This is a genomic window from Gallintestinimicrobium sp. (genome assembly GCF_046968865.1).
In the GTDB taxonomy this organism is placed as follows: Bacteria; Bacillota; Clostridia; order Lachnospirales; family Lachnospiraceae; genus Gallintestinimicrobium; species Gallintestinimicrobium propionicum.
On the sequence record NZ_JBKVPW010000005.1, the window covers coordinates 79,429 to 104,544 of the forward strand.

At 50.1% G+C, this 25,116-nt stretch carries 18 protein-coding genes; 12 read left to right on the forward strand and 6 right to left on the reverse strand.

Going from position 1 to position 25,116, the window contains the following annotated elements; translation table 11 throughout:
- Window positions 1-1,242 carry a DnaD domain protein gene (locus ACLTOQ_RS06180; protein ID WP_412319087.1) on the reverse strand — a complete coding sequence of 414 codons (1,242 nt, stop codon included), beginning with the start codon at window positions 1,240-1,242 and terminating at the stop codon, window positions 1-3.
- A 294-nt stretch (window positions 1,243-1,536) separates the two neighbouring features.
- The gene (murC, locus tag ACLTOQ_RS06185; RefSeq protein WP_337673762.1) at window positions 1,537-2,922 is read right to left on the reverse strand and encodes a UDP-N-acetylmuramate--L-alanine ligase; all 1,386 of its coding nucleotides are present in this window, start codon (window positions 2,920-2,922) and stop codon (window positions 1,537-1,539) included.
- A 399-nt stretch (window positions 2,923-3,321) separates the two neighbouring features.
- On the opposite strand from murC, the gene ACLTOQ_RS06190 reads away from it, so the two are divergent.
- From ACLTOQ_RS06190 to ACLTOQ_RS06240, 11 genes are all read left to right on the forward strand, one after another.
- Complete coding sequence (locus tag ACLTOQ_RS06190) at window positions 3,322-4,596, forward strand: glucose-1-phosphate adenylyltransferase (protein ID WP_021914848.1); 1,275 nt, start codon at window positions 3,322-3,324, stop codon at window positions 4,594-4,596.
- Window positions 4,593-5,711 carry a glucose-1-phosphate adenylyltransferase subunit GlgD gene (glgD, locus tag ACLTOQ_RS06195; protein WP_117959957.1) on the forward strand — a complete coding sequence of 373 codons (1,119 nt, stop codon included), beginning with the start codon at window positions 4,593-4,595 and terminating at the stop codon, window positions 5,709-5,711. The genes ACLTOQ_RS06190 and glgD overlap by 4 nt, the downstream gene beginning before the upstream one ends.
- A 20-nt stretch (window positions 5,712-5,731) precedes the next feature.
- Window positions 5,732-6,001 (forward strand): septation regulator SpoVG, encoded by a 270-nt coding sequence (gene spoVG / locus ACLTOQ_RS06200; RefSeq protein ID WP_021914851.1) that lies wholly within the window; start codon window positions 5,732-5,734, stop codon window positions 5,999-6,001.
- 251 nt (window positions 6,002-6,252) lie between these two features.
- Window positions 6,253-6,834, forward strand: coding sequence for an aminoacyl-tRNA hydrolase (pth, locus tag ACLTOQ_RS06205; RefSeq protein WP_117960065.1), 582 nt, complete (start codon window positions 6,253-6,255; stop codon window positions 6,832-6,834).
- 1 nt (window position 6,835) lies between these two features.
- Window positions 6,836-10,366 (forward strand): transcription-repair coupling factor, encoded by a 3,531-nt coding sequence (gene mfd, locus ACLTOQ_RS06210; RefSeq protein WP_412319088.1) that lies wholly within the window; start codon window positions 6,836-6,838, stop codon window positions 10,364-10,366.
- Between the two features lie 34 nt (window positions 10,367-10,400).
- Entirely contained in the window at window positions 10,401-10,775 is a 375-nt protein-coding gene (locus tag ACLTOQ_RS06215; protein WP_117959959.1) for a CidA/LrgA family protein, read from the forward strand.
- The gene (locus tag ACLTOQ_RS06220) at window positions 10,775-11,458 is read left to right on the forward strand and encodes an LrgB family protein (protein WP_262585253.1); all 684 of its coding nucleotides are present in this window, start codon (window positions 10,775-10,777) and stop codon (window positions 11,456-11,458) included. The genes ACLTOQ_RS06215 and ACLTOQ_RS06220 overlap by 1 nt, the downstream gene beginning before the upstream one ends.
- Window positions 11,459-11,573: 115 nt before the next feature.
- Window positions 11,574-13,040, forward strand: coding sequence for an ArnT family glycosyltransferase (locus ACLTOQ_RS06225; RefSeq protein WP_412319089.1), 1,467 nt, complete (start codon window positions 11,574-11,576; stop codon window positions 13,038-13,040).
- A 26-nt stretch (window positions 13,041-13,066) separates the two neighbouring features.
- The gene (locus ACLTOQ_RS06230) at window positions 13,067-15,850 is read left to right on the forward strand and encodes a YfhO family protein (RefSeq protein ID WP_337425763.1); all 2,784 of its coding nucleotides are present in this window, start codon (window positions 13,067-13,069) and stop codon (window positions 15,848-15,850) included.
- 36 nt (window positions 15,851-15,886) lie between these two features.
- Entirely contained in the window at window positions 15,887-18,358 is a 2,472-nt protein-coding gene (locus ACLTOQ_RS06235) for a family 20 glycosylhydrolase (protein ID WP_412319090.1), read from the forward strand.
- A 19-nt stretch (window positions 18,359-18,377) separates the two neighbouring features.
- Window positions 18,378-20,801, forward strand: a complete 2,424-nt coding sequence (locus ACLTOQ_RS06240; protein ID WP_412319091.1) for a hypothetical protein — start codon at window positions 18,378-18,380, stop codon at window positions 20,799-20,801.
- A 192-nt stretch (window positions 20,802-20,993) separates the two neighbouring features.
- Here the strand turns inward: ACLTOQ_RS06240 and ACLTOQ_RS06245 are convergent, their stop codons facing one another.
- From ACLTOQ_RS06245 to ACLTOQ_RS06260, 4 genes are all read right to left on the reverse strand, one after another.
- The gene (locus ACLTOQ_RS06245) at window positions 20,994-21,251 is read right to left on the reverse strand and encodes a zinc-ribbon domain-containing protein (RefSeq protein WP_021914943.1); all 258 of its coding nucleotides are present in this window, start codon (window positions 21,249-21,251) and stop codon (window positions 20,994-20,996) included.
- On the reverse strand, window positions 21,245-22,180 hold the full coding sequence (locus ACLTOQ_RS06250; RefSeq protein WP_337425760.1) for a hypothetical protein: 936 nt from the start codon (window positions 22,178-22,180) through the stop codon (window positions 21,245-21,247). The genes ACLTOQ_RS06245 and ACLTOQ_RS06250 overlap by 7 nt, the downstream gene beginning before the upstream one ends.
- Before the next feature lie 126 nt (window positions 22,181-22,306).
- Window positions 22,307-22,609, reverse strand: coding sequence for an AzlD domain-containing protein (locus ACLTOQ_RS06255; protein ID WP_021914941.1), 303 nt, complete (start codon window positions 22,607-22,609; stop codon window positions 22,307-22,309).
- Window positions 22,599-23,372, reverse strand: coding sequence for an AzlC family ABC transporter permease (locus ACLTOQ_RS06260; protein WP_337425759.1), 774 nt, complete (start codon window positions 23,370-23,372; stop codon window positions 22,599-22,601). The genes ACLTOQ_RS06255 and ACLTOQ_RS06260 overlap by 11 nt, the downstream gene beginning before the upstream one ends.
- A 203-nt stretch (window positions 23,373-23,575) precedes the next feature.
- Here ACLTOQ_RS06260 and ACLTOQ_RS06265 point away from each other — a divergent pair, with 203 nt between their 5' ends.
- Entirely contained in the window at window positions 23,576-24,961 is a 1,386-nt protein-coding gene (locus tag ACLTOQ_RS06265; RefSeq protein ID WP_262585142.1) for a uracil-xanthine permease family protein, read from the forward strand.
- Window positions 24,962-25,116 lie beyond the last annotated feature (155 nt).

Sequence of the window (25,116 nt, forward strand, 5' to 3'; positions counted from 1 at the left end):
TTACTGCTTCAAAAGCGCCTCTTCAAGCGCATCGAAATCATAGCTGGAATGCATGAAACTGTTATATTCTGCTGTAGAACCGCTGCGCGCCGGGCGAGATGCACGCTCTTTCTGATAGGAGCTGTCGAGTCTGGCGATGTCTGCGACGTGGTGGACGCCTGCCTTGTACCAGGCAGCGAGGATGCTGTCTGCATAGGCGAAGCGGTGTCTGTCGGTAGCCAGGACGGTGCGTCCGCAGGCTTCTAAAATAACGTCGAGCTCAAAGCAAAATTCCTCTGTCCAGCGGCGGATATAGGCGAGCTCATTGCGTGCGGGGGTATTGGTCTTGCCGAGAGCGTTCATAATGGAATAGACATTCTTGTCGTAACGGGAAACATGACCTTCTGCCTGGGCAGGTGTCGTGATCCCGGCTTCCGCCCAGGCGATCGCGACCTTTTCAATGTAGCGGAAATCCTTTTTGCCGCGCTCGACGCAGTATTGCAGCAGATAGTCGATCAGGTCATCGGAGAAATGGAGCTTATCCGTGAAAAAGAGGATCGACTTCATATCGGCGGGGCTTAACGTGCGTCCGAGATACTGCTCTGCGATGAAAATCAGCTGCGCGGTGTTCTCCTGCTGCTGGAAGGATTTGAGCTCGTCCAGACTGTAAGCTGGTTTGGCATAGGGATCGGCAGGCTCAAGGGACTGGTGGGAAAGCATCGTAATGCTGCGGATCTGCGGTGCGGCCGTGCGTCCGGAGGGAGCAGCCGCAGTGTTGGACGTATCGTACGCGGCTGCTCCGGGCAGGGCCGCGTCAGCGCCTTGCTCAGAATTGCGGGCTGCGTCGCCAAAGCGTTCGGTATCAGAGCTGCGAGTCGTGTCCGCAAGCCGTCCGACGTCGCGTGAAATATGTCCGGTGGTCTGCTCCGTAGAAAAATCAGCTTGTCCTGCGTCCTGTCTCTTCCCCTTGGAAAGGGGGAGCAGACGGATCTGCTGCAGGGTTGTGCGGTCGGGCGAAAGCTTGAGCGTCAGGACGCCGCACTTTTCCCAGTAGCAGAGGGCGCGCAGAATGTCCTTTTCCGTATGATTAAAGCGGTCTGCCATGTCCGAAATGCTGACAGGATCGCCTGCCTGCAGACGGCGCACGAGAAAAAGATACACCTTTAACTGTGCATCGTTGGCATCTTTTAAATATTCATCGATAAAAACGTTGGAAAGGACGGTAGCATCCGCTGCCCCGCCGCACAAAAAAATCTCACTCATACTAGTATTCCCGGTTCTTTGTAAAAATTGCTGCAGTTTGTCTGCGTCCTGCAGACTGTGGAAAACTTTTCAATTCCTTTTGGCAAGCCCCATTTTAACACAGACATTTTAAAAAGGAAACAGGAAGTTTCCGGCTCAGGGCTGATAAACACTGGGGTTTTCGTGGATGTGGATAATGTGGAAAATGTGTAAAAGATTGTCAAAGGCGCAGAAATATCATCTTTTTTTGGAAAAAAATATCCACAGCCAGAGAGGAAAGTTTTCCACGTTCTGGCTGTGGATAATGTGGATAAGTTATCTGGAAAGCAGGTTTTCGCCGATATTTACAACATCTCCGGCTCCCATAGTTATCAACAGGTCCCCGTTGATACAATTTTTTAAAACGAAGTCTTCAATTTCCTCGAATGTATGGAAATAAAAACATTCTTTGCCCTCTTTCTGTACCAGAGCCTGCAGATCGGCAGAGCTGATGCCGAGGGTGTCGGTTTCACGGGCGGCGTAGATATCTGCGAGGATGACCTTATCCGCCAGTGCGAGGGACTTGGCAAACTGAGGTAAAAACGCTTTCGTTCTGGTGTAGGTGTGAGGCTGGAAAATGCACCAGAGCGTCTTGTGCGGATAATTGAGCGCAGCGTGCAGGGTAGCGGCGATTTCGGTCGGGTGGTGTGCGTAATCGTCCACAATTGTTACACCGTTTATCGTTCCTTTATATTCGAATCTGCGGTCAGTCCCGTGGAAATTCAGCAGCGCTTCCGCGGTATCCCGATAATCGATGCTAAGCAGATCGGACAGGGCGACTGCAGCGAGGGCGTTGGAGATATTGTGCTCCCCGGGAACGCCGAGCGTAAGCTGTCTGGTCTGACCGTTTAAGCTGTGCACGGTAAAGGTTGCGTCCGCTGTTTTATTATAGGAAATATCGGAGGGATAATAGTCGGAAGCAGAGGTTGTGCCGAACGTAACGACGCGGCATGCCAGACCCTCTGTGATCTCCTGCCAGTTTTCGATGTCGCCGTTGATAAACAGCGTGCCGTCCGCAGGCAGAAGCTGTGCAAATTTGCGGAACGAAGCACGGATATCTGCCAGGTCTTTAAAGAAGTCCAAATGGTCTTCTTCGATATTCAAGATGATGCCGATTTTCGGGAAAAAGCTTAAAAAGCTGTTGGTATATTCGCATGCCTCTGCGACGAACAGACCGGAGTGGCCGACGCGGATATTGCCGTGGATGGATTTCAAAATGCCGCCGATAGAAAGGGTCGGGTCGGTATTTGCCTGCAGCAGAATCTCGGAAATCATGGAAGTGGTGGTCGTTTTGCCATGGGTGCCGCTGACAGCGATCGGCGTGTCGTAGTTTTTCATCAGCTGTCCGAGAAATTCCGCTCTGGACAGCATGGGAAGCTGCAGCTCTTTGGCACGGGAAAATTCCTGATTGTCTGCATGTACTGCGGCGGTGTATACGACGAGGTCGATGTCGTCTGTGATGTTTTCCGCTTTCTGGGGCTTGCCATAGTTGACGTGTGCGCCGCTTTTTTCGAGGTGCTCGGTCAGGGCAGAGCGGTTCCAGTCGGAGCCGGATACGGTAAAGCCCTCGGATAAAAGAATTTCGGCGAGGCCAGACATGCTGATGCCGCCGATGCCGATAAAATAAACGTGAATTGGATGGTTAAAATCTACCTGATACATAAAGAATCTCCATTTCTGAATTGGAATACTGTACTGGGTCAATTGTAGCGCAAACTCTCTGAAAAAACAAATAGAAACTTCGGCGCCGTCTGCAGCGCCTTTTTTCTTCGACAAAATAACAATGTGTTATCGGTTGACAAAACATACCGGAAAAGACGAAAAAGGACATTTTGTGAATAATTAAAGAAGGAAATGGGAGCGATAGCTTGAGAAAATTGAATATTTTGAATAAAAACATAAACCTACTAATTTGATTTGTGTCTATATTTCACAAGAAAAAAGGTCGAAAAGGGCGTGCAAATGTAAAATTATTATTCACTTTTACAGATGCGTGTGATATACTTTTCTTAAGCCCGGCGACAGCCGTGGGAAAGTTGATAGAAACAACGAGGTGAGGACATGATTAAGAAGGAAATGATTGCCATGTTACTGGCAGGCGGGCAGGGAAGCCGACTGGGCGTGCTGACTGCAAAGGTAGCCAAGCCTGCAGTTTCATTTGGCGGAAAATATCGGATCATTGATTTCCCATTAAGCAACTGTATCAATTCTAGTGTTGATACAGTCGGTGTATTGACACAGTATCAGCCTCTGCGGCTGAATACGCATATTGGGATCGGTATTCCGTGGGATCTGGACAGGAATATCGGGGGTGTTACTGTTCTGCCTCCTTATGAAAAAAATGAAAACAGCGAATGGTACACCGGTACAGCAAACGCGATCTATCAGAATATCGAATATATGGAGGGCTTTAACCCGGAATATGTGCTGATTCTTTCCGGCGACCATATTTACAAGATGGATTATGAAGTGATGCTGGATTTCCACAAGCAGAACGGTTCAGAGTGTACGATCGCCGTTATGCCGGTTCCGATGGAAGAAGCCAAGCGCTTCGGTATCATGATCACCGATGAGAACAAGCGGATCGTGGATTTTGAGGAGAAGCCTGCCAACCCGCGCAGTAACCTTGCATCCATGGGTATTTACATATTTAACTGGAAAACGCTGAAGCAGGCACTGATCGATAATGCAGATCAGCCAAACCTGGATTTTGGCAAGCATGTCATCCCTTATTGTCATAAAAACGGCGCACCGATGTATGCATATGAATTTAACGGTTACTGGAAAGATGTCGGAACCCTGACCTCCTACTGGGAAGCGAATATGGAGCTGATCGATGTTGTTCCGGAGTTTAATCTTTATGAAGAATACTGGAAGATTTATACAAAAAGCGAGATCCTGCCTCCTCAGTACGTTGCAAAGGGCGGTGTGATCGAACGCAGTATCGTCGGAGAAGGCTCTGAGATTTACGGACAGGTTTATAACTCTGTAATCGGCTGCGGTGTTACGATCGGTAAAGATACGGTTGTGCGTGACTCCATTATCATGAACAATACAGAGATTGGGGCGAGCTGTGAGCTTAGCAAGGCAATCGTAGCGGAAAACACGAAGATCGGTGATCACGTCAGACTGGGCGTCGGGGAGGAAGCACCGAACGATACTGCACCGCATATTTACTGCGACGGTATTGTCACTGTTGGTGAGAAGAGCGTTGTGCCTGCCAATGTATCTGTAGGCAAGAATTCCGTTGTATTCGGCATTACGACAGCAGACGATTATCCGGATGGATATCTGGCAAGCGGCAAAACATTGATTAAGGCAGGTGACAAACAGTGAGAGCAATCGGTATCATTTTAGCAGGCGGCAATAACCGCAAGATGAGAGAACTGTCCCAGAAGCGCGCGATCGGCGCGATGCCGGTGGCAGGCAGCTACAGAAGTATTGACTTTGCGCTGAGCAACATGACGAACTCTCATATCCAGAGAGTCGGCGTGCTGACCCAGTATAACGCCAGAAGCTTAAATGCACATTTAAGCTCCTCCAAATGGTGGGATTTCGGAAGAAAACAGGGTGGATTGTTTCTGTTTACTCCTGCGGTAACCGCAGAGAACAGCTCCTGGTATAGAGGCACGGCAGATGCCATTTATCAGAACCTCTCCTTCTTAAAAAACAGCCATGAGCCCTATGTAGTTATTACCTCCGGCGATTGTGTATACAAGATGGACTACAACAAAGTCCTCGAATATCATATTTCCAAAAAAGCGGATGTGACCGTTGTCTGCAAGGACATGCCGGCAAATGTAAACGTAGAGCGGTTCGGTACCATCAAGATGAACGAGGAAAGCCGGATCGAAGAGTTTGAAGAGAAGCCGATTGAGGCACGCTCCAATACCATTTCCTGTGGTATTTATGTTATCCGCAGACGTCTCCTGATTGATATGATCGAGCGCTGTGCAATGGAAGACCGTTATGATTTTGTAAAGGATATTCTGATCCGTTACAAAAATCAGAAACGGATCTTCGGATATAAGATCAAAGATTACTGGAAGAATATTGCAACGGTGGAAGACTATTTCGATGCCAATATGGACTTCTTAAAACCGGAGATCCGTAATTATTTTTTCAAACAGTATCCGGATATTTATTCAAAGGTTGACGATTTACCGCCTGCAAAGTATAATGTTGGAGCGAAGGTTGAGAACAGCCTGATTTCCAGCGGCTGTATTGTCAACGGCACGGTAGAGGATTCCGTAATCTTCAAAAAATCCTTTATCGGAAACAACTGTTACATCAAGAATTCCATTATTTTGAATGACGTATACATCGGCGATAACACGCACATCGAGAACTGTATCGTAGAAAGCCGGGATACGATCCGTGCAAATTCCTTCTATCGCGGAGAAGATGAAATCAAGATTGTAATAGAGAAAAACGACAGATACATTATCTGAAACGCTAGGGGGAATAAGTTATGACGATTACCGATGTAAGGGTTCGGAAAATTGCCAAAGAAGGTAAAATGAAAGCGATTGTATCCATTACCGTGGACGACGAGTTTGTGGTGCATGATATTAAAGTGATCGAGGGCGATAAGGGACTGTTCATTGCGATGCCGAGCAAGCGCAGTGCAGATGGGGAATACCGCGATATCGCCCATCCCATCAGCCAGGGAACCCGGGAAAAGATCCAGGGAATTATTTTGGAAGCATACAATACGGCATTGGAAGAACCGATTGCATAATTTCTTAAATAAATACAGAAAATAAATACAGACTACAACAGACAGTCCCGGTGCAGCGATGTACCGGGACTGTTTTCCTGACCGGATATCCGGTTAGAAAAGCCATCTGTATGTTGCCGCAGATGGAAAGGGCAGCAGGGTACATTCTCACTTGCCCGAGCGGGGGAAACTGTGCTAACATGAAAGCACAACAGACAGCGCCTGCAAAAGCAGAAAAGGGCAGGCAGAAGCAGGAAGGAAACGGACAGAACATGTATGTAATTGCAGGACTTGGAAACCCGAAAAAAGAATACGATAATACAAGGCATAATATCGGCTTTTCCGTCATAGATATGCTGGCAGATAAGACCGGAATTTCTGTAAACACGGCAAAGCACAAGGGACTTTTGGGTGCAGGCTATTTAAACGGGCAGAAAATAATTCTGGTAAAGCCGCTGACTTATATGAACCTGAGCGGCGAATGTATCCGGGAAGTGCTGGATTATTATAAGGTAGACGGCAGCACGAACCTGATCGTAATTCACGACGATATCAGCCTGGAGCCTGGCATCATCCGGGTGCGCAAAAAAGGCAGCGCGGGTGGTCATAACGGTTTGAAGAATATTATTCAGCATCTTGGAAAAGATCAGTTTGTGCGGATTAAGGTCGGCGTCGGGGAAAAACCGGCAGGCTACGACCTTGCGGACTATGTGCTGGGACATTTTGATCGGGAGGAGCAGGTGCTGATGAAGCAGGTTTCGGAGGAAGTCTGTGAAGCGGTGCAGATGATTCTGGAAAAAGGTCCGGATGCAGCGATGAACGTGTATAACGGGCGAAAAGTGGAGAAGGCATAGCATGAAGGTATTGACAGCTCCGCTTTGGGAATTGGCGGAGTTTGAAGAGGGAAAAGCACTTCTGGACAGAGGAAAAGGGCATGTTGCCTTTTCCGGGCTGTATGATTCCCAGAAGCTTCATATGGTATATGGATTGAGCGATGGTTTTACACAGAAAATCATCGTTACTTTCAGTGACAAAAGAGCGCGGGAAATCGGCGCAGAATATGGGTTTTACGACCGCAGGACGATGGTATATCCGGGCAAGGATCTGATCTTTTATCAGGCGGATGTTTCCGGCGGCGATCTGGTGCGGGAGCGGATGCGTGTGCTGCGCGCGCTGCTCGAAAAGCGTCCGGTTACGATCGTAACGACGATGTCCGCGTTGATGATGCCGCAGACGCCGCTTTCCGGGATTGTGTCAAGAATACTGCATTTCGATAAAAAATCAACGGTAGACGAGAGGAAACTTTCCGTTCAGCTGGTGGAAATGGGTTATGAAAAGAGCCCGCAGGTAGAGGAACCGGGACAGTTTTCCATTCGCGGCGGAATTATTGATATTTTCGATATGACGGAAGAAAATCCGTATCGGATCGAGCTGTGGGGAGACAGCGTGGAGTCGATTCGAAGCTTTGACGTGCTGTCCCAGCGTTCGGTGGAAAATCTGGATGAGATTGCGATTTATCCGGCAACGGAGCTGATGCTTTCGGAGGCGCGCAGGCAGGACGGCTTTGCGAGAATCAAAAAAGAGACGAAGCAATATGCCAAAAAATTGCGGGAACAGGGCAATCCGGAGGCAGCACACCGGATTGAGACGCAGATCAAAGAGATCGAAGAGTCTGCGCAGGAGTTTGGCAGTGTAGTCAATCTGGAAAGCTTCGTGCATTATTTTTATCCGCAGACGGAGTCCTTTCTGGAATTTTTCCATCCGGAAACGACGGCAGTTTTTCTGGATGAGCCACAGCATTTGTCGGAGACGGCGAACGCACTTGAGACAGAATTTCGGGAGAGCATGACCGGACGTCTGGAAAAAGGCTATATCCTGCCGGGACAGGCGCAGCTTTTGTACCCCGAAAAGGAAATCGCAGGGAAGCTGTCGCAGTATCGGGCAGTGTCACTCGCCGCGCTGGATGCAAAGAGCAGCCTGTTTAAGCCGGATCGCAGGTTTGAAATCACGGTGCGCAGCATGCCGTCCTATAACAACAGTTTTGAAGCCCTGTTAAAGGACTTAAAACGTTACAAGAAAAATGGCAGCAGGGTGCTTTTGTTATGTGCATCCCGGACGCGGGCGAAGCGTCTGGCAGCCGATCTGCGGGAGCAGGAGCTGAGCGCTTTTTACAGTGAAGACCCTGACCGGGAGGTTTTGCCTGGCGAGACAGAGCTTTTTTACGGACATGTGGAAAAAGGCTTTGAATATCCGATGCTGAAATTCACGGTCATTTCGGAGGGGGATATTTTTGGTGCGCCCAAAAAGAAAAAGCGGAAAATTCAGCGCTATGAGGGCACGAAAATCCGCGATTTCGGAGAGCTGAAGGTCGGGGATTATGTCGTACATGAGACGCACGGTCTCGGTATTTATCAGGGCATCGAGAAGGTCGAGATGGAGGGAACGGTCCGGGATTACATGAAAATTTCGTACCGGGACGGAGGAAACCTCTATGTGCTGGCAACCGGTCTGGACGCGATTCAGAAGTACGCATCCGCCGATGCAGCGAAAAAGCCGAAGTTAAACAAGCTCGGAACGCAGGAGTGGCATAAGACCAAGACCCGTGTCCGGGCGGCAGTGGATGAGGTCGCAAAGGATCTGGTGGAGCTGTATGCGGCGCGCCAGAACGGGAAGGGCTACGCTTTTTCGGAGGATACGGTCTGGCAGCGGGAGTTTGAAGAAATGTTCCCGTTTGAGGAAACGGATGACCAGCTGATGGCAATTGCGGCGACGAAGCGGGACATGGAGAGCAACAAAATCATGGATCGCCTGATCTGCGGGGACGTTGGCTATGGCAAAACCGAGGTTGCAATACGCGCGGCGTTTAAGGCGGTGCAGGACGGCAAGCAGGTTGTTTTTCTGGTGCCGACGACGATTCTGGCGCAGCAGCATTACAATACGTTTGTGCAGCGGATGAAGGATTATCCGATCCGGATTGAGCAGATGTCGCGGTTTCGGACGCCTGCGCAGCAGAAAAAGGTGATCGAGGATCTCAAAAAAGGTCTGGTGGATATCGTGATCGGGACACATCGCGTGCTTTCATCAGATATGCAATATAAGGATCTTGGTCTTTTGATGATCGACGAGGAGCAGCGCTTTGGCGTGACCCATAAGGAAAAGATCAAGAAAATGAAAGAGAACGTGGATGTGCTGACCCTGACGGCAACGCCGATTCCACGGACCCTGCATATGTCTCTGGTCGGTATCCGCGATATGAGCGTGCTGGAGGAAGCGCCGGAGGAACGTCAGCCGATCCAGACCTATGTGATGGAATATAATGAAGAAATGGTGCGTGAGGCGATCACCCGTGAGCTGTCCCGGAATGGTCAGGTGTATTATGTATACAACCGCGTCAATACGATTGCAGATATGGCAGCAAAGATTGGGGAAATGGTGCCGGATGCGAATGTGGCATTTGCACACGGGCAGATGTCGGAGAGAGAGCTGGAAAAAATCATGTTTAGCTTTATCAACGGCGAAATCGACATCCTGGTTGCGACGACAATCATCGAAACCGGACTGGACATTTCCAACGTCAACACGATCATCATCCACGATTCTGACCGAATGGGATTGTCCCAGCTGTATCAGCTGCGCGGACGTGTCGGGCGCTCGAACCGGACGGCTTATGCATTTTTGATGTATAAGCGGGACAAGGTGCTGCGGGAAATTGCAGAAAAGCGTTTGGCAGCGATCCGGGAGTTTACCGATCTGGGCAGCGGTTTTAAGATTGCAATGAAGGATCTGGAGATCCGCGGCGCGGGCAACCTTTTGGGAGAGCGTCAGCACGGTCATATGGAAGCGGTTGGCTATGATTTATATTGTAAAATGTTGAACGAAGCGGTAAAGAATTTAAAGGGCGAGGACACTGCACCGGACTTTCTTACGACGGTGGAGCTGGAGGTGGACGCTTATATTCCGGCTTCTTACATTGTTAATGAGCAGCAGAAGCTCGACATTTACAAGCGAATCGCCGGCGTGGAGACGGAAAGCGAGAGTGCAGAGATGAAAGAAGAGCTGCTCGACCGCTTCGGAACCGTGCCGAAGTCCGTAGACAATTTGCTGCGGATTGCGCTTTTGCGGGCGCAGGCGCACAAGCTTTATATTATGGAAATCAAGGGGCGTCCGGGGGAACTGCGCTTTGTATACAGACCGGACGCACGAGTGCACGGGGAAAATATCCCGATGCTTTTCGAACAATATGGGAACAGTTTAAAGTTTTTACCTCAGGGGAATCCGGTCTTTACTTATCAGTTCAAAAGGAGTAATGTAGTGGAGAAAAACTCTGAAGACCTGCTTTCGCAGGCGGAACAGATGATAAAAGATATGCAGCGCTGCCTGCTTTAAGGGGCAGCACCGGATCAAAGGAGGAAATTAAAACTTGAAAATTGTAACACAGGTAGGAATTATCTTTTCGATTTGCTGGATTTCTCAGATTATCGAAAAGCTTCTTCCGTTTTCTTTCCCAGCGAGCGTGATCGGCATGATTTTGCTGTTCATTCTGTTGTGCGTACATATTCTGAAGGTAGACCATATCCGTGAAAAATCGGATTTTCTGCTGGAAAATATGGCATTCTTTTTTATCCCGGCGGGAGTCAGCATCATCAACTATTTTGACGTCCTGAAAAACTGGGTGGTGCAGCTGATCGTGATCTGCGTGGTGAGTACGGTGGTGACATTTGCAGTGACGGCATACAGCATGAAGCTCGCGCTGTATTTGATGCAGAAAAAGAAAAGCGGGAGGGCAAAAGAATGATGCATGAACTGTTTATGTCTCCGTTTTTCGGAATCGGATTAAGCATCGCCGCATTCTGGGTTGGAACCTGGATCCGCAAAAAGACCGGATTGGTGCTGTGCAATCCCCTTGTGCTTGCAATTGTGATCGTATCCGGCGTTTTACTGATCTTTAAAATTCCGTATGAGGAATATAATGAAGGCGGAGCGCTTATCAACATGTTCCTCGCACCTGCAACGGCATGTCTTGCAGTTTCGATCTACACGCGGGCAGAGCTGTTAAAGAAAAACTGGCTTCCCATCGTAGTCGGTGCGTCCTGTGGATCTCTTGCATCGATGGGGAGCGTGCTGCTGATGTGTAAGCTGTTTGGCATGGACGAGGCGATGACAGTCTCGCTGATTCCGAAGTCCGTTACGACACCCATCGCGGTCAGCGTTGCAGAGGGACACGGAGGAATGGTGCCCATTACCGTTGTTGCGGTTATTTTTACCGGCATTCTGGGAAGCATTTTTGCACCGACACTGATCAGACTTTTCCGGGTAAACGATCCGATGATCGCCGGAATTTCCATCGGCGCATGCTCCCACGCGGTGGGAACATCCAAGGCGATTGAGTTGGGAGAAACAGAGGGCGCCATGAGCGGACTGGCGATCGGTGTCTGCGGTATCCTTACCGTACTGTTTTCAATGATTTTGATGCATTAAAGCTGGCCGCGCCGTGCGGTCAAAAACTGAGGCACGGGCATAAAAATTATAGCACGGATGTAAGAACGGCGCAGCGTCAAACTGCTGCAGCGCGGGGCACGAAATGGGGGAGAGCATGGAGAAAGTGGGAAAAAGGACAGATCGGATCAAAATGGATGTGATACTGGCGGCAGGCTGTATGCTGCGCCTGTTTTATGTGCTTTTTTCCACGATCTATGACAGACAGTATGATATCGGGATGATCGATCTGGATGCCGGGCATACGGTGACAGGCGGACATCTGGCATATATCCAGTATTTATATGAAAACTGGAAGCTGCCGGATTTTGACCCGACGAGTGTTTATCAGTTCAACCATCCGCCGCTGCACCATTATCTGTGCGCGCTGTGGATGAAGCTTTGCTCTCTTTTTATTTCCAATACGGATGTGCTGGAGGAGTCGATCCAGGTCGTCCCGTTTGTCTGCTCGCTGCTTATTCTCTGGTTCCTTTTGCGGATTGCAGAGCAGTTTGAGCTGACGGAAAAAGCAAAACGCTTTGTGATGCTGCTGTTTTGCTTCCATCCGGCGCTGGTGCTGCTTTCCGGAAGCGTGAACAACGATTGCATGAGCCTGATGTTTACGGTGATGTGCGTGTACTATACGATTTTGTGGAGCCGCTTTCCGACGGCGCATAACATCTTAAAGCTGGCGGTTTCTATCGCGCTTGGTATGCTGACAAAACAGAGTGTCGCGCAGATGGCCTTTCCGATCGCGGCGGTGATGCTCTGGATGCTGGTAAGAAGTCTGGACAATGGACGAGATTGTAGGGCACGCAGCGTAGAGAGCACCCGAAATGCTGCAATTCCCGTCGTCCCGGTAAAGAAGCTGCTCGGTCAGTACGTTCTGTTTGGTGTAGTTTCGATTCCCCTTGGCATGAGCTTTTATATCCGAAATAGGATTCAGTTCCATATGCCCCTCGTGTGGATTTATACGCTGCCGGAGGATTCCTGGCAGTACACCGGAAATGTCCCGGTTTTGAACCGTTTCCTGTTCCCGGTTCCGTCGGAAATGTTGGACAACTTACGTCAGTTTAAGCTGGGCTGCGGCTATAATGTATGGATGCAGATCATCCGTACCTCAGTGCTGGGTGAATGGGATATGGCGGACGTCGGACGCAGTGTAAAGGTGCTGGCAGTGCTTTTGATGCTGGTCGGTGCGCTGCTGGCGCTGGCGGCATTGATGGCGTTTATTCGCGTATTTGTCGTTCGGGCAAAGCGCTTCGGCATCGATTCTGCGAGCCGGATTTTATTTGTGGTCGGCTATTTTGTGCATCTGCTCCTGTATCTGAAGTTTGCATATGATTATCCGCAGGAATGCAGCATGCATTTTCGATATATGGAAATCGAGCTGCTGTTTCCGGCGATTGCGCTGGCATTTATCTGGCAGGAGGGCACGAAAGAGCAGCTTGAGATGCGGCGCAGGGAGGGCGATGCGACCGGGCATCCGGCGGTGAAAAGAGCAATATCGCAGGTGCTTTTTGTACTGCTGCTGGCATTTTGTATGTTGAGCACGGCGATGACGGCAGTGTGGTGTCTGCTTTAAGGAAGATAGAGTACGGAGAAATCTGAATGGAAAATCGGACAGACCAAAGAGTATTCTGGCATGGAAAACTGAAAAAAGAATCCCGTAAAACATGGCAGGCGACGGCGCTTACTGCACTTTGCAGTGTGGCGCTGTTTTGCCTGCTTTTTTCTTATAAAAAAATGTATCCCTTCGGGGATGGATCAGTGGCGATCACGGATTTATATTCCCAGTATCTGCCGCTTTTGTATCATTTTTACGATGTTGTGACAGGACAGAAAAATCTGTTTCTGGACTTTAGCGTTTCCGGCGGGGCGAATCTGTATGCGGATACGATCAATGAGGTGCTCAATCCGTTTAACTATGTTTTGCTATTGTTTGGGCGGGACAGAATTTATCAGGCGGTCAATGTGCTGGTGCTGCTTTACAGCACTGCATCTGCGGTTACAGCGCATATTTTTCTGGAAAAAACAGCATCGGGCAGACGCTTTCAGAATGTAGCGCTCGCCCTTTGCTACGCATGCTGCGGGTACATGGCGTATAACTATCAGATCATCAAGTGGATGATTTTCCCGGTGATTTTTCCGCTGTTTTGCCTGGCGCTTTTGCGTTTGCTGCGGGAGAAAAAGGGCGGCTGGTACGCTGTTTTGCTCGCATGGCAGTTGATGTTGTCCATTCAGCTCGGGTTTATGACGCTTCTGTTTTCACTTTTTGCCGGGGCGATCTGGCTCTATACCTGTGAGAGAAAAGAAAACCGCACCAAAAAAATGGGGTGCATGGGAATTGATACGCTGATCGGAATTTGTATTTCGGCGGCGGTTCTGCTCCCGTCTGCGATTCTGCTTTTGCAGTCCGCGCGTTCCGGGGAAAATCTGTCCTATTTCGGTGTGATGAAACGGCATGGTTTGGATGATTTGTTTGAGAGGCTGTTCCAGATTGCAAATCCGGTACTGATGGGGCTTCTGTTTGCTTCGGGATGTTTCCGGAAACGCAAAAGGCGTAGCGCTGCGGAACAGGAAACGCACAGCGCTGCAGAACGGTTCTGGCCGTATCTGACGGGATTTTTGTGGCTGACGGTATTGCTGGAACCGGCTAACCTCCTGTGGCATATGGGGTCCTATGTGTGCTTCCCGGTGCGCTATGGGTACATGGCAGTGCTGAGCATGGCGGCACTTGTGGCGGTGAGAAAGGAGCGCGATGCGGATGATTTTCGTACAGAAAATGTCTGCAAACATCCGGCAGGGCTCCGCCTGCGCTGTGTGCTCCTGCTGGTTGCTTCGGCTGTATCCGCATTGGGCGCTGTATGCCTGACACTCATTTGGGAAAAGCGTCTGGTGCAGGCGTTTTCCTCGCTGGCGATCAGCAAGGTGTGTCCGAAAGAAACCGCTGTGACAGCGGTTGTATTGCTGCTTGTTGGAGTATCGGCGTGGTGCGGACAAAAGGCGCTCCATGCAAAGACCTCCGGGGAAAAAACAGGAGGGGCGGGGGCACCGGGAATGGCGGTGCTTGGAGCACTTGTTGGCGGCTTTTGTGTGTATACAATGATTTTACTGCCGCCAGATTATGCGGTTCGACAGGAAAATGAAGCGGCGTACCGACAGATGACAGAAATTGCAAAGCAGGCGGAGAGTAAAAACGCTGAATCCGCAGAGCCTTCGTGGCTGCTTGCGCGCGAGGCAGATCGGGACGATCTTCCGATCAACGCTGCATTGGTGGACCGGAAAGGCTCGATCAGCGGATACTTTCCGACCGAAAGCAAACAGACAAAGGCGATTTTGGAAAGTCTCGGTTATCTTGCACCCTGGGTTTCGGTGCGTGCCGTCGGCGGAACGGAAATTTCCGATACAATGCTGCGCAATGTGTTTGTATTCTCAAAGGAAGCTTTGGGGCAGTCGGGCAGCGGCAGCGTACTTTCCAATCAGCGTGCCTGGGCAGAGCTACTGTCTGCAGAGGATGTTGAAACGAAACATCGACAGACTTCTGAAGAAGAGCAGAGCGTGGATGTGACGACCGGTTCGAAAGAGTATACGAATATCATGGAAGTTTTCCCGGCTCAGGAGCTTGTTTTGGAGGATGGAACGCTTTGTATTTCTGTGACGGACAAGCAGCTTTTGTATCTGGATGCAGGAAGAAGCGCGGATGAAATTTTTATTTCAGTCAACGGTGAGCCGGTTGAAATTCCGGAGAAAAACCAGATGGCGAGTGCACATCGGCTGATTCTGTTGGGAACTTTTGAAGCGCAGGAGGTGATGATTTCTGTTACCGACCGGATGGGGACGCCGGTCGCAGCACAGGAGATGGAGCTTGGTGCGCTGCATGAGAATGCATGGCAGGCGGCGTTGCAGTCAGGAACCGCCAGAATCCTGCAGCCGTCAGAATGTTCCATTTCAGAGCGCAATGCACAAATTCATGTGAGTGTGTCTGCGGCAGAGGGAGAAACGTTGTTTGTTCCGTTCGTTGCGATAGACGGATGGAAGTGTATACAAAACGGGAAAGCTGTGGATATCGAGCCGATACTTGGCGGCTTTCTGGGGATAACATTGGCAGAGGGCGAAAATGAAATTGTATTTTCGTTTGAGGAACCGGGACTGAAAGCTGGGGTTGGCATCAGCATATTGGGGTTTGCATTCCTGTTGATTCTGTTTTTTGCGAGGCGAAAAGCTGAGGCGGGATGGAAAATTGCAGCAGAGCAGAAGGGGAAGGCTGAAAAATGCTTCGGTATGCTGTATCGGCTGCTGTTGGCAGTCTTCTTTGCAGGAATCTACGTGGTTCCCACGATTGGAATGGTCGTTTCTCTGACTGGAAAAATCGTGATGAAATTTTTCGGATAGTAGATAGAAATCGGACTGGAAAGGTTCTGGGATGGCATGAAAGAGAAAAAAACGGGAAAAGACAGCGGAAGGTTGCTGCACGCGGATCGCAGACTGGAAGATGGAAAATCTGCAGGCGACAAATCGGTGGGCAGGCGGCATGCCAATGGCAGGCACGCAGTCCGTGTGTCAAAATTCCTTCAGGTTGCAGTGCTTGCTGCAGGAGTGCTCGGAATGTCAGCTGCTTCTCAAAGCATGACAGAAATTTCTGAGAAAGAGCAGCCGTTATGGCAGGTATGGAGTGCGGAAGAATGTGACGCCGGATTGACGGTAGAAACCGTTGGGGAAAATCTGATTTTACAGAAAAAAGCGAAGCTGACAGCGGACAGCGAGGAAGGCAGGGACTTTCGGGCGATGTATGCGGGGGACGGAAATCATACGGACGAAACCCTGCGCTGGTCGTCGGAAAACGATTGGGAAAACAACGATCACTGGCTGATGGCGGATTTTGGAGAATCGGTCAGCATCGGTGCAGTTCGGATATACTGGGAACGGACGAATGCGAAAGGCTATGCGCTGGAATATTCCCAGGATAAAGAGCACTGGCAGCAGGCATCTGTTTTTGAAGAGGCGCCGGAGCAAAAAGAGCAGCAGATTGTGTTGAATGAGCCTGTAGAGGCGCGGTATTTTCGTCTGCATGTGACGGACGTTTTGAAAGAGGAAAGCGATTTAAGCCTGTATTATCAGAACGTCTCGGTACAGGAGCTGGAAGTGTACGGACAGTTGGAGGATTGTTTTGTGGTTGAAACACCTGTGATTGAAGCTGGGAGCCGCAGAACGCTGGAGCTCCCAACGGTGCCGGAGCCGTACAGCATTTCCTTTGGCGGGGCGGATTATGATGTGCTGGTAAATATGGACGGAAAAATCACGGACACGATCGCGGATACGCAGGTTGAGCTTGGATTTATTCTGGAAAAAGACGGAGAAATGCAGGAACTGCCGGGAATACAGACAAAGATTCCGGCATCGGAGAGGGTGGAAGTGGACAGAGAACGGGAGGAAGTACCGGAAGCCCTCTCGGCAGTGACCCTTCCAGAGGGCTTTACCGCGATGGAATGGAAGCCCGGTGGCGCGTCCACTGGAGCGGCCCACTCTGACTGGACAACCCGTTTCATCCGGGTCGTGTACCGGGACGAGGAGCTGGAGCGGACGGCACAGCTTTTTGCAACGGAGCTTTCCGGACAGTTGCTGCAGGACGTATCGGTTGAGAAGCTGGCGGATACAGAAAAACCAACGGAAGGAGATATCGTCCTGAACTTCCGGAAGGCTGTCGGGGACGGGAAAGAATGGACACAGACGCTTGGGAACGAGGGGTATGAACTGAATTTGGAAGCAGAGAGTCCGGGCGTGATTTCGATTTCGGCGCGCACGAAGCGCGGGGTGCGCTGGGGGTGTGTGGCGCTTGGACAGCTTTGGGAGAAATCAGAAGGACAGCTTCCGGCCGGCGTGCTGCGGGACTATCCGGCGTGGTCGGTCCGGGGCTTTGGAATCGACGTAGGGCGCAGACCGGTTTCCCTCGAACTTCTGTACCGCATTGCAGAAGAGCTTTCAAAGCATCAGATGAACACGCTGCAGATTCATTTGAACGACAATCAGATCATTTCCCAGAGCGATTACGATGGGACAAAAGAGGGCGCGCGACAGTTGTATGCGGGGTTTCGGCTGGAATCGGATGTGAGAAATAAAGCGGGACAGTCGATTACGTCGCAGGATCTGTATTATTCCAAAGAAGAATTTGCACAGTTTATCGAAGACGCTGCGGTGATGGGCGTTGAGGTCGTGCCGGAAATCGACACGCCCGCCCACAGTCTGGCACTTACAAAAGTATTTCCGAAGCTTGGGCTTTCCGGTGATCCGGAGAGTGTTGATCAGCTGGATTTGTCCAACCCGGCAGCGCAGAAGCTGGCAGAGACGATTTGGTCGGAATACCTGACGGAGTCGGATGCTTTTTCCGGAACGGGGACGGTGCATATCGGCATGGACGAGTATTTTGGGAATCAGAAAGCCTTTGTGGATTATATGAAAGCGCTTTCGGACTATGTGGCGGAGGCAGCGCCGGAAAAGACGATCCGCATGTGGGGCAGCCTGTCGAAGACCGGACAGGATTATTCGGGGCTTTCCAGAAAAATTCAGCTGCAGGTATGGGATACGGACTGGACAGATCCGCAGGAAATGTATGATGCCGGATTTTCCATCATCAATTCGCTGAGCAGCAGTCTGTACCTGATTCCGGGCGGCGGCTATGACCGTCTGGATCTGGATTTTCTGGAAAAAAAGTGGCAGCCGAACGTTTTCGAAACGCAGGAGCGAACCTGGGAGCTTCCGCGGTGGTCGAGCCGGACGCTGGGAGCCTGCTACATGCTGTGGAACGATTATGCATCGCAGGATGGAAATGAAATTACGGAGGACGGGCTGTTTGAGCGGTTCGCAGAGCCGCTGGACATCCTGGCACGGAAGTTGTGGAAATAAAGAAAAGGAGAGAAAGAAAATGAAAATCATATCAGCTGTTGTATACAAACCGCAGCTTCAGACTGCTCTGGAAAAAAAGACTGCGGACGTATTTTGCAAAAATTTAAAAAAACGAAGCGGTGTTTCTTTACTGCAGTCTAAAACGTCTGGAAAAATCAGCATAGAGTTTTATAAAGAGGACAGCTGCAGCGAGGAGGTCAAAGCGCTGTTTGACGGCATCACTGTGCCGGGCAAAGAGGGCTTCCGGATCCGGGTCATCGACAACCCGGACGGCAGCGGGCGCATCGTTGTGCTCGGAAAAGACGAGCGCGGTGAGTTTTACGGGATGGCGCGGCTTTTGAGAAAAGCAATTGTAAAAAAAGGCAGCATTGAAATTCCGGACGAGCTGGACAGCCTGAGCATGACGCCGCAGTATCCGCTGCGGGGACATCAGCTGGGCTACCGGGACAAAAACAATACCTACGGCGCATGGTCAAAAAAGGAATTCGAGGCGTATATCGAGGATCTGGCGCTGTTCGGAGCAAACGCCATCGAGCTGCTTCCGCCGAAGACGGACGACCGTTTGTATTCCGCACTTTTCCCGGAAGATCCGATGGAGCTGATGTGCGAGGTTTCCAAAATCATTCATTCCTATGGCATGGACGTCTGGTTGTGGTATCCGAATGTCGGACGCGATTATCATGATTTTGGGTGCATCGACCGGGAGATGGAAGAACGCCGGAGGGTCTTTTCTGCAATTCCTTATCTGGATGCAATGCTGGTTCCGCTGGGGGATCCCGGTTCCCTCTGGCCGACGGATGCGATGCGTCTGACAGAGCATTTTGTGGAAATTCTGCACGAATATCATCCGGAAGCGGGCGTATGGGTTGCACCGCAGCATTTTCAGCCGGAGCCTGGCTGGTACGATACTTTTTATGAAGAAATCGCAAAGGAGCCGGACTGGATTACCGGTGTGTGCTTTGCGCCCTGGGAGCAGGACAGCATCGAAGAGCTGTATGAGAAGCTTCCCGAAAAATATCGTGAAAACATTCGGAACTATCCGGATATTTCCCACAATTCGAACTGTCAGTTCCCGGTGGAAAACTGGGATATGGCGTTTGCACTGACGAGCGGACGGGAGGGCTACAATGCGCGTCCGGAAAAAATGAAAGCGATTCACAATATGTTAGAGCCGTATACCATCGGTTCGATCACCTATTCCGAGGGTATCCATGATGACGTCAACAAGATCCTCTGGGCGGATCAGGATTTTGACAGCTCGGTGACGGCAGAGGAAACGATGGCGGATTATGCAAACCTGTTTATCGATTCGGAAACCTCTGAGCAGGTTGCGGAATTTTTGATGGACGTGGAGCATAACTGGGATGGCCCGGTTCTGGAAAACGACGGAATCGATGCACTGTATGAATCCTTTACAGCATTCGATAAAACCGTATCGAAACAGGTGAAAAACAATTACCGCTATCAGATGTTAAAGCTGCGGATTCTGACGGATTACTGGACGAAACAGAAATATGCAAAGGATCAGGAGCTGGAGCAGCAGGCGCGTGCGGTGCTCGACCTGGCGGATATTACCGGAAGCGAAGCAGTTATCCGGGAGGCGCGGACGATCCTGAATCTTTCCAGGGACGTTCCGGCAGCGGAGGATGTGCTGTTTGAAATGCTGAAGCTGGCAGACAGCCTGCGGAATTTGTGCGGTATTCAGCTGACCGAAAACCATCACGGCGGGCAGTGCTGGATTCGCGGCGCGTACCTGCAGACGAGAAGCATGCCGTTAAACGATTATCAGTATTTGATGCAGAGCTTCAAGCGGATTGAAAAGATGCAGAACGAAAAGAACAGATGCGCAGCGCTGCATCAGCTGAACCTGCGTCAGGATCCCGGCGACGGAAACCAGTTTTGCGCGCCCGGCACTTACGAAGGCTTTTCACATGTTTCCGTATGGCACAGCTGGGAGGAAGATCCCGGATATTTAAAAACTCCGTTCATCGATCACAGCGTGTATACAATGGTCGGCCTGCTGCATGAGATCGACGGCTGGTACCACGAGTTCCCGATGCCGCTGACCTGGGCGCTGAATGTGACGGTGCTGTATGGAACGCCGCTGGAAATGACGTTTACCGGACTTGATCCGGAAGCTTCTTATGGGATGAAGGTATTTTATCCGAATTCGTTTTTCCGGGCATTTGTGGGACAGACCGCGCTGAAGGATGAAACACTGGTCAATATCCGTGCCGGAAAAGTCCTGCTGGCAGATCGGATTGCGCAGAATCCGAACGGAAAATCTGTCCGCCGGGAGATCGAGGCTGGAAGAGAGCCGTTCTGGGAATACGACCTGCCGAAGGAATCCTATCAGGACGGCACGCTGAAAGTCCGTTGGGAGGTTTACGATACCTTAAAGGCGCTGGCAGTCAGCGAAGTATGGATTATGAAAAAAGAATAAACAATAGAATGCAAAAAAACCGGTCTTTTATGACCGGTTTTTTATTTCATAGGAAAATGCGTCCTATGAAATAAAAACGCTCCGCGAGGATGCGCACTCGGCGCAGGGGTAGATGGTTGCCGAAGCAACCGCGCCTCGGCGCGAGAATGTGCCAAGGCACATTCTTTTTTTAGTGGCAGAGATATCAAAGGCTCAGAAAAGGGCAGCTTTTTGTCTTGCTTCACGGCGGCGTTTGTATTCTGCCTTGTCGAGGGGGACAATCATGCCGCAGCTTTCGCACAGGATGCCGCGTTGTTTTTCAAGACTGACGATGGGGATAAAGAAAAGTGTTACCTGATCGAGCTGGCGGCAAAGGGTTTGGGGAGCATCATGTCCGCAGTTTTTACAGATCGCATGTCCCCATGCGCCTTCCCGCTTGAATAAGGTTCTGGTTCCGTAAGTGATCACCATTGCATACCTCCGTTTACAGACTGTTTCAGCATATCCAGTGCAGTGTTAAAGCTTTTAGATGTATTCGGGCAGGCTGCAACAAGGATCCGCTGTCCATTCTTGAGCTCCAGAGCAATGTAATTGGATGTTGTAGGCTGGCCGTTCACCATGTTGCATTTAAAAACATTATAAAACTGATCGAGGGGGTATACAGAAAAACCATACTGCAAATTGGAAAAGTCAAGGAGATAATGGGGAGAGACAGCGAGACCTAATCTGTCATAAAAAGCAGCGCCAGTTGACTGGAAATCCTGACAGAGTGGTTCGAACTCACCGTCTTGCATAAGCTCCTGAATACGGGTCTGAATGTGATTGCTGTTTTTCCGGAAGGAGATCAGGACGATCACACTGAGGATGAAAAAGACTGCAGAAAATATAAAGAGCACAAGGCTGCTGCCCATCAAAGGTGCGGTGGTATCGAGATAATGATCACCCAAGGTTTGCTCATAGTCGGAAAGGGAGAGCTCAAAGCCGTTGTTATTAAAGTAGTCTACAAGGTATCCGGCAAGCTTTTTGGGGATCTTCTTGCTTTGACCGACAGCAGTCTGAGGAACCATTGCTTTCAGATCGGCATCGGAAATGGTTTCATTGTAAACCGGAAAGGGACAGGAGTTTTCGGTGCTGATGATAGACCAGTAACCTTTGTCGTTTTCGGCAACATAATATTTCTTTACAGTCCTTCCGTCAGAGGTTTGCTCTGCGAAGGGGCCCATAACATAGACGATATTGAGGGAAGCATAGCCGCCGGAGGTCGGGTCAAAGGGCTGATCCTTGTGGGGGATCATAAAAATGCCGAACAGCAGAAAGAAGGCAGCAGCAATCAGCAAAACCGCGGGGACAGTCCGGTTTGTTTTTCCCATTTTAAGCAAGTTCTTTTTAAAATCTTCCATTAACGATAACTCTCCTCCCAGAGCTGAAATCGTGTGGGATTTCAGATTGATCTGTGTCATAGGAACAGCATAACAAGTTCATAACGGAAGATAAAGCAAGAAATTTAAGCTGTGATATCAGTTTTTTTAGATAAACAGCTCGATCAGGAAAACCAGTGCGCAGCAGATCACGGATACCGGAAATAATCCGGCGCCGAGCCATGCGGCGATGATTCCGGCGATCAGGGCAACTGCACCGGAAATCGGCGACTGCGTTGCGTGCAGGATGGCTGGAAAGGTCATCACAGCGAGCGTAACATAAGGCACATAATAAAGAAACGACTGGATAAATGTGTTGCGGATCGGTTTGCGGATCAGCGTCAGCGGAAGGACGCGGATTGTATAGGAAACCAGCGCCATGACGGCGATATAAAGCACATTACGACTCATGTTCGGATTCCTCCTGTGTACTTTTGAGCGGGAAAAAAATTGCTGCAGCGGCGGAAATCAGCACGGTAAGCAAAATCGTGCGGGTTCCGTCGGACAATGCAGAGATTCCGGGCACATAACTGCCGAAAAAGCTCAACGCAAAGCTGATGACGATCAGGACAGCAACGACTTTATTTTTCCGTGCCGGGGGGATGATGATTGCGAGGAACATGCCGTAAAGGGCGACGCTGAGCGCACTGACAGCGCGCAGCGGAAGCGCATTTCCTGCCATGATGCCGAAGGCTGTGCCGAACGCCCATGCAGGAGCGGCAAGCAAAATCGCACCATAGGTATAGAACGGATTCAGGCAGCCGGGGCGGGAAATCGTGATGCCGAACAGCTCGTCCGTTACGTCATAAGCGATAATCAGTCTGTGGAAAAACGGTGTGCCAGGTGCAAAGCGCTGCGCGAGCGCACAGCTCATCAGCAGATACCGCGCATTTGCGATCAAAGTAATAAGCGCTACCTGGAAAAGTGTCGCATTGGCGGCGATTAAGGTGAACGCAGCATATTCGCCGGCGGAGGCATTGTTTAACAGACTGGCAAAAAAGCCCTGCAGCGGCGTCAGACCGGCGTTTCTTGCGGCGATGCCGAGGGAAAAGGAAACGGCAAAATAGCCCAGTGCGATGGGAACGCCGTCGCGCATGCCGTTTAAGAAAATCCTGCGGTCGAACGCCCAGGCAGGGCGGCCGGACAGCCGGGAGGTTTCGGAACTGGAAGTCATGATAATAGAAGTCCTTTCTTTGGTGCGTGTGAACTGCACACCAATGGCGTGCAGAATTTATTATAGCGCACCCTGTCTTTGAAAAAAAGAGGAAAAAACTGAATTTACATAGAAAATAGAAGGTTTTTTTCTACAGGAAATGATTGACGGAAAGGAAGAAAGAGACTACTATAGAACAGATAAAAATTTATAGGAGGTTCATAATGGAGGAGAAAAGTGTGGCAATTAAAGACGCCAGAACACTTGGTGTACCGAAGATGCTGCTGTTAGGTCTGCAGCATATGTTCGCAATGTTTGGTGCGACGATTTTGGTACCGATTCTGGTCAACAACTATTTTGAAGGAGAAGGGCTTTCCATTCAGGTAACCCTGATCTGCGCGGGTCTGGGAACTCTGTTCTTCCACCTGTGCTCCAAGCTGAAGGTACCGGCTTTCCTTGGTTCGTCCTTCGCATTCCTGGGCGGTTTTGCTACGGTAGCAAATCTGAACACCGGAATTTTCGCAGACATGACCATGGGAGAAAAGTTGCCTTATGCCTGTGGCGGTATTGTTGTAGCTGGTTTGTTGTATCTGGTGCTTGCCCTGGTCATCAAGCTTGCAGGTGTACATCGCGTTATGCATTATCTGCCGCCTGTTGTAACCGGTCCGATTATCATCTGTATCGGTCTGTCCCTTGCACCGTCTGCAATCTCCAACGCATCGACCAACTGGCTGATCGCTCTGATTGCACTTGGAACCATTATCGTATTTAACATCTGGGGAAAAGGAATGTTCAAAATTATCCCGATTCTAATGGGCGTTGTGGTTTCCTATGTTGTTGCAGCTGTTTTAAATGCAATTGGCCTGACAAATCCGGACGGAAGCGCTATCCTGGATTTCTCCAACATTGCATCTGCATCCTGGGTTGGCCTGCCGCCTTTCCAGCTGTGCAAATTTAACCTGACTGCAATTTTAGTTATGGCTCCGATCGCGCTTGCTACCATGATGGAGCACATCGGCGATATGTCCGCGATTTCCGCAACAGTCGGCGAAAACTTCATCGCTGATCCCGGTCTGCACCGCACTCTGGTAGGCGACGGTCTTGCAACCGCTCTGTCCGCTCTGGTTGGCGGTCCTGCAAACACCACCTACGGTGAGAACACCGGCGTTCTGGAATTAAGCCATGTACATGATCCCCGAGTGATCCGTATTGCAGCTGTATTCGCAGTAATCTTAAGCTTTATTCCGAAGATGGCTGATGTAATCGGCTCCATGCCGTCCGCAATCATCGGTGGCGTAAGCTTCATGCTGTATGGTATGATTTCCGCAATCGGCGTCCGTAACGTAGTAGAGAACCATGTAGACCTGACCAAGTCCCGCAACCTGGTTATCGCAGCAGTAATCCTGGTATGCGGCCTGGGCTTCTCCAGTGGTCTGACCTTTACGGTATTCGGTACATCCATCACGCTGACCGGTCTTGCAATCGCAGCGCTGGCAGGTATTATCCTGAATGCAATTCTGCCTGGCAATGACTATGAGTTTGGTAAGGATTTAAAGGGTGATATCAACAGAGGCGTTACCCTGAAACCCAATCCGGAAGAAATTAAGTAAAAATCGAAGGCGCGCCTCCGTTATAAGAGGTGCAAAGGAACAGCCCCGGCAGTTTTCAAACAATAGAATGCACGCTCTGCGAGCATTCTATTGTCATGAATAAAAACTGTCGGGGCTGTTTTTTGTTTCATGGGAAAATGAGTCCTATGAAATAA

Coding starts and splice junctions, on each gene's coding strand:
- ACLTOQ_RS06180 (WP_412319087.1), bottom strand. CDS start 1,242: ATGAGTGAGATTTTTTTGTGCGGCGGGGCAGCGGATGCTACCGTCCTT.
- murC (WP_337673762.1), bottom strand. CDS start 2,922: ATGTATCAGGTAGATTTTAACCATCCAATTCACGTTTATTTTATCGGC.
- ACLTOQ_RS06190 (WP_021914848.1), top strand. CDS start 3,322: ATGATTAAGAAGGAAATGATTGCCATGTTACTGGCAGGCGGGCAGGGA.
- spoVG (WP_021914851.1), top strand. CDS start 5,732: ATGACGATTACCGATGTAAGGGTTCGGAAAATTGCCAAAGAAGGTAAA.
- pth (WP_117960065.1), top strand. CDS start 6,253: ATGTATGTAATTGCAGGACTTGGAAACCCGAAAAAAGAATACGATAAT.
- mfd (WP_412319088.1), top strand. CDS start 6,836: ATGAAGGTATTGACAGCTCCGCTTTGGGAATTGGCGGAGTTTGAAGAG.
- ACLTOQ_RS06220 (WP_262585253.1), top strand. CDS start 10,775: ATGCATGAACTGTTTATGTCTCCGTTTTTCGGAATCGGATTAAGCATC.
- ACLTOQ_RS06225 (WP_412319089.1), top strand. CDS start 11,574: ATGGAGAAAGTGGGAAAAAGGACAGATCGGATCAAAATGGATGTGATA.
- ACLTOQ_RS06230 (WP_337425763.1), top strand. CDS start 13,067: ATGGAAAATCGGACAGACCAAAGAGTATTCTGGCATGGAAAACTGAAA.
- ACLTOQ_RS06235 (WP_412319090.1), top strand. CDS start 15,887: ATGAAAGAGAAAAAAACGGGAAAAGACAGCGGAAGGTTGCTGCACGCG.
- ACLTOQ_RS06240 (WP_412319091.1), top strand. CDS start 18,378: ATGAAAATCATATCAGCTGTTGTATACAAACCGCAGCTTCAGACTGCT.
- ACLTOQ_RS06245 (WP_021914943.1), bottom strand. CDS start 21,251: ATGGTGATCACTTACGGAACCAGAACCTTATTCAAGCGGGAAGGCGCA.
- ACLTOQ_RS06250 (WP_337425760.1), bottom strand. CDS start 22,180: ATGGAAGATTTTAAAAAGAACTTGCTTAAAATGGGAAAAACAAACCGG.
- ACLTOQ_RS06255 (WP_021914941.1), bottom strand. CDS start 22,609: ATGAGTCGTAATGTGCTTTATATCGCCGTCATGGCGCTGGTTTCCTAT.
- ACLTOQ_RS06260 (WP_337425759.1), bottom strand. CDS start 23,372: ATGACTTCCAGTTCCGAAACCTCCCGGCTGTCCGGCCGCCCTGCCTGG.
- ACLTOQ_RS06265 (WP_262585142.1), top strand. CDS start 23,576: ATGGAGGAGAAAAGTGTGGCAATTAAAGACGCCAGAACACTTGGTGTA.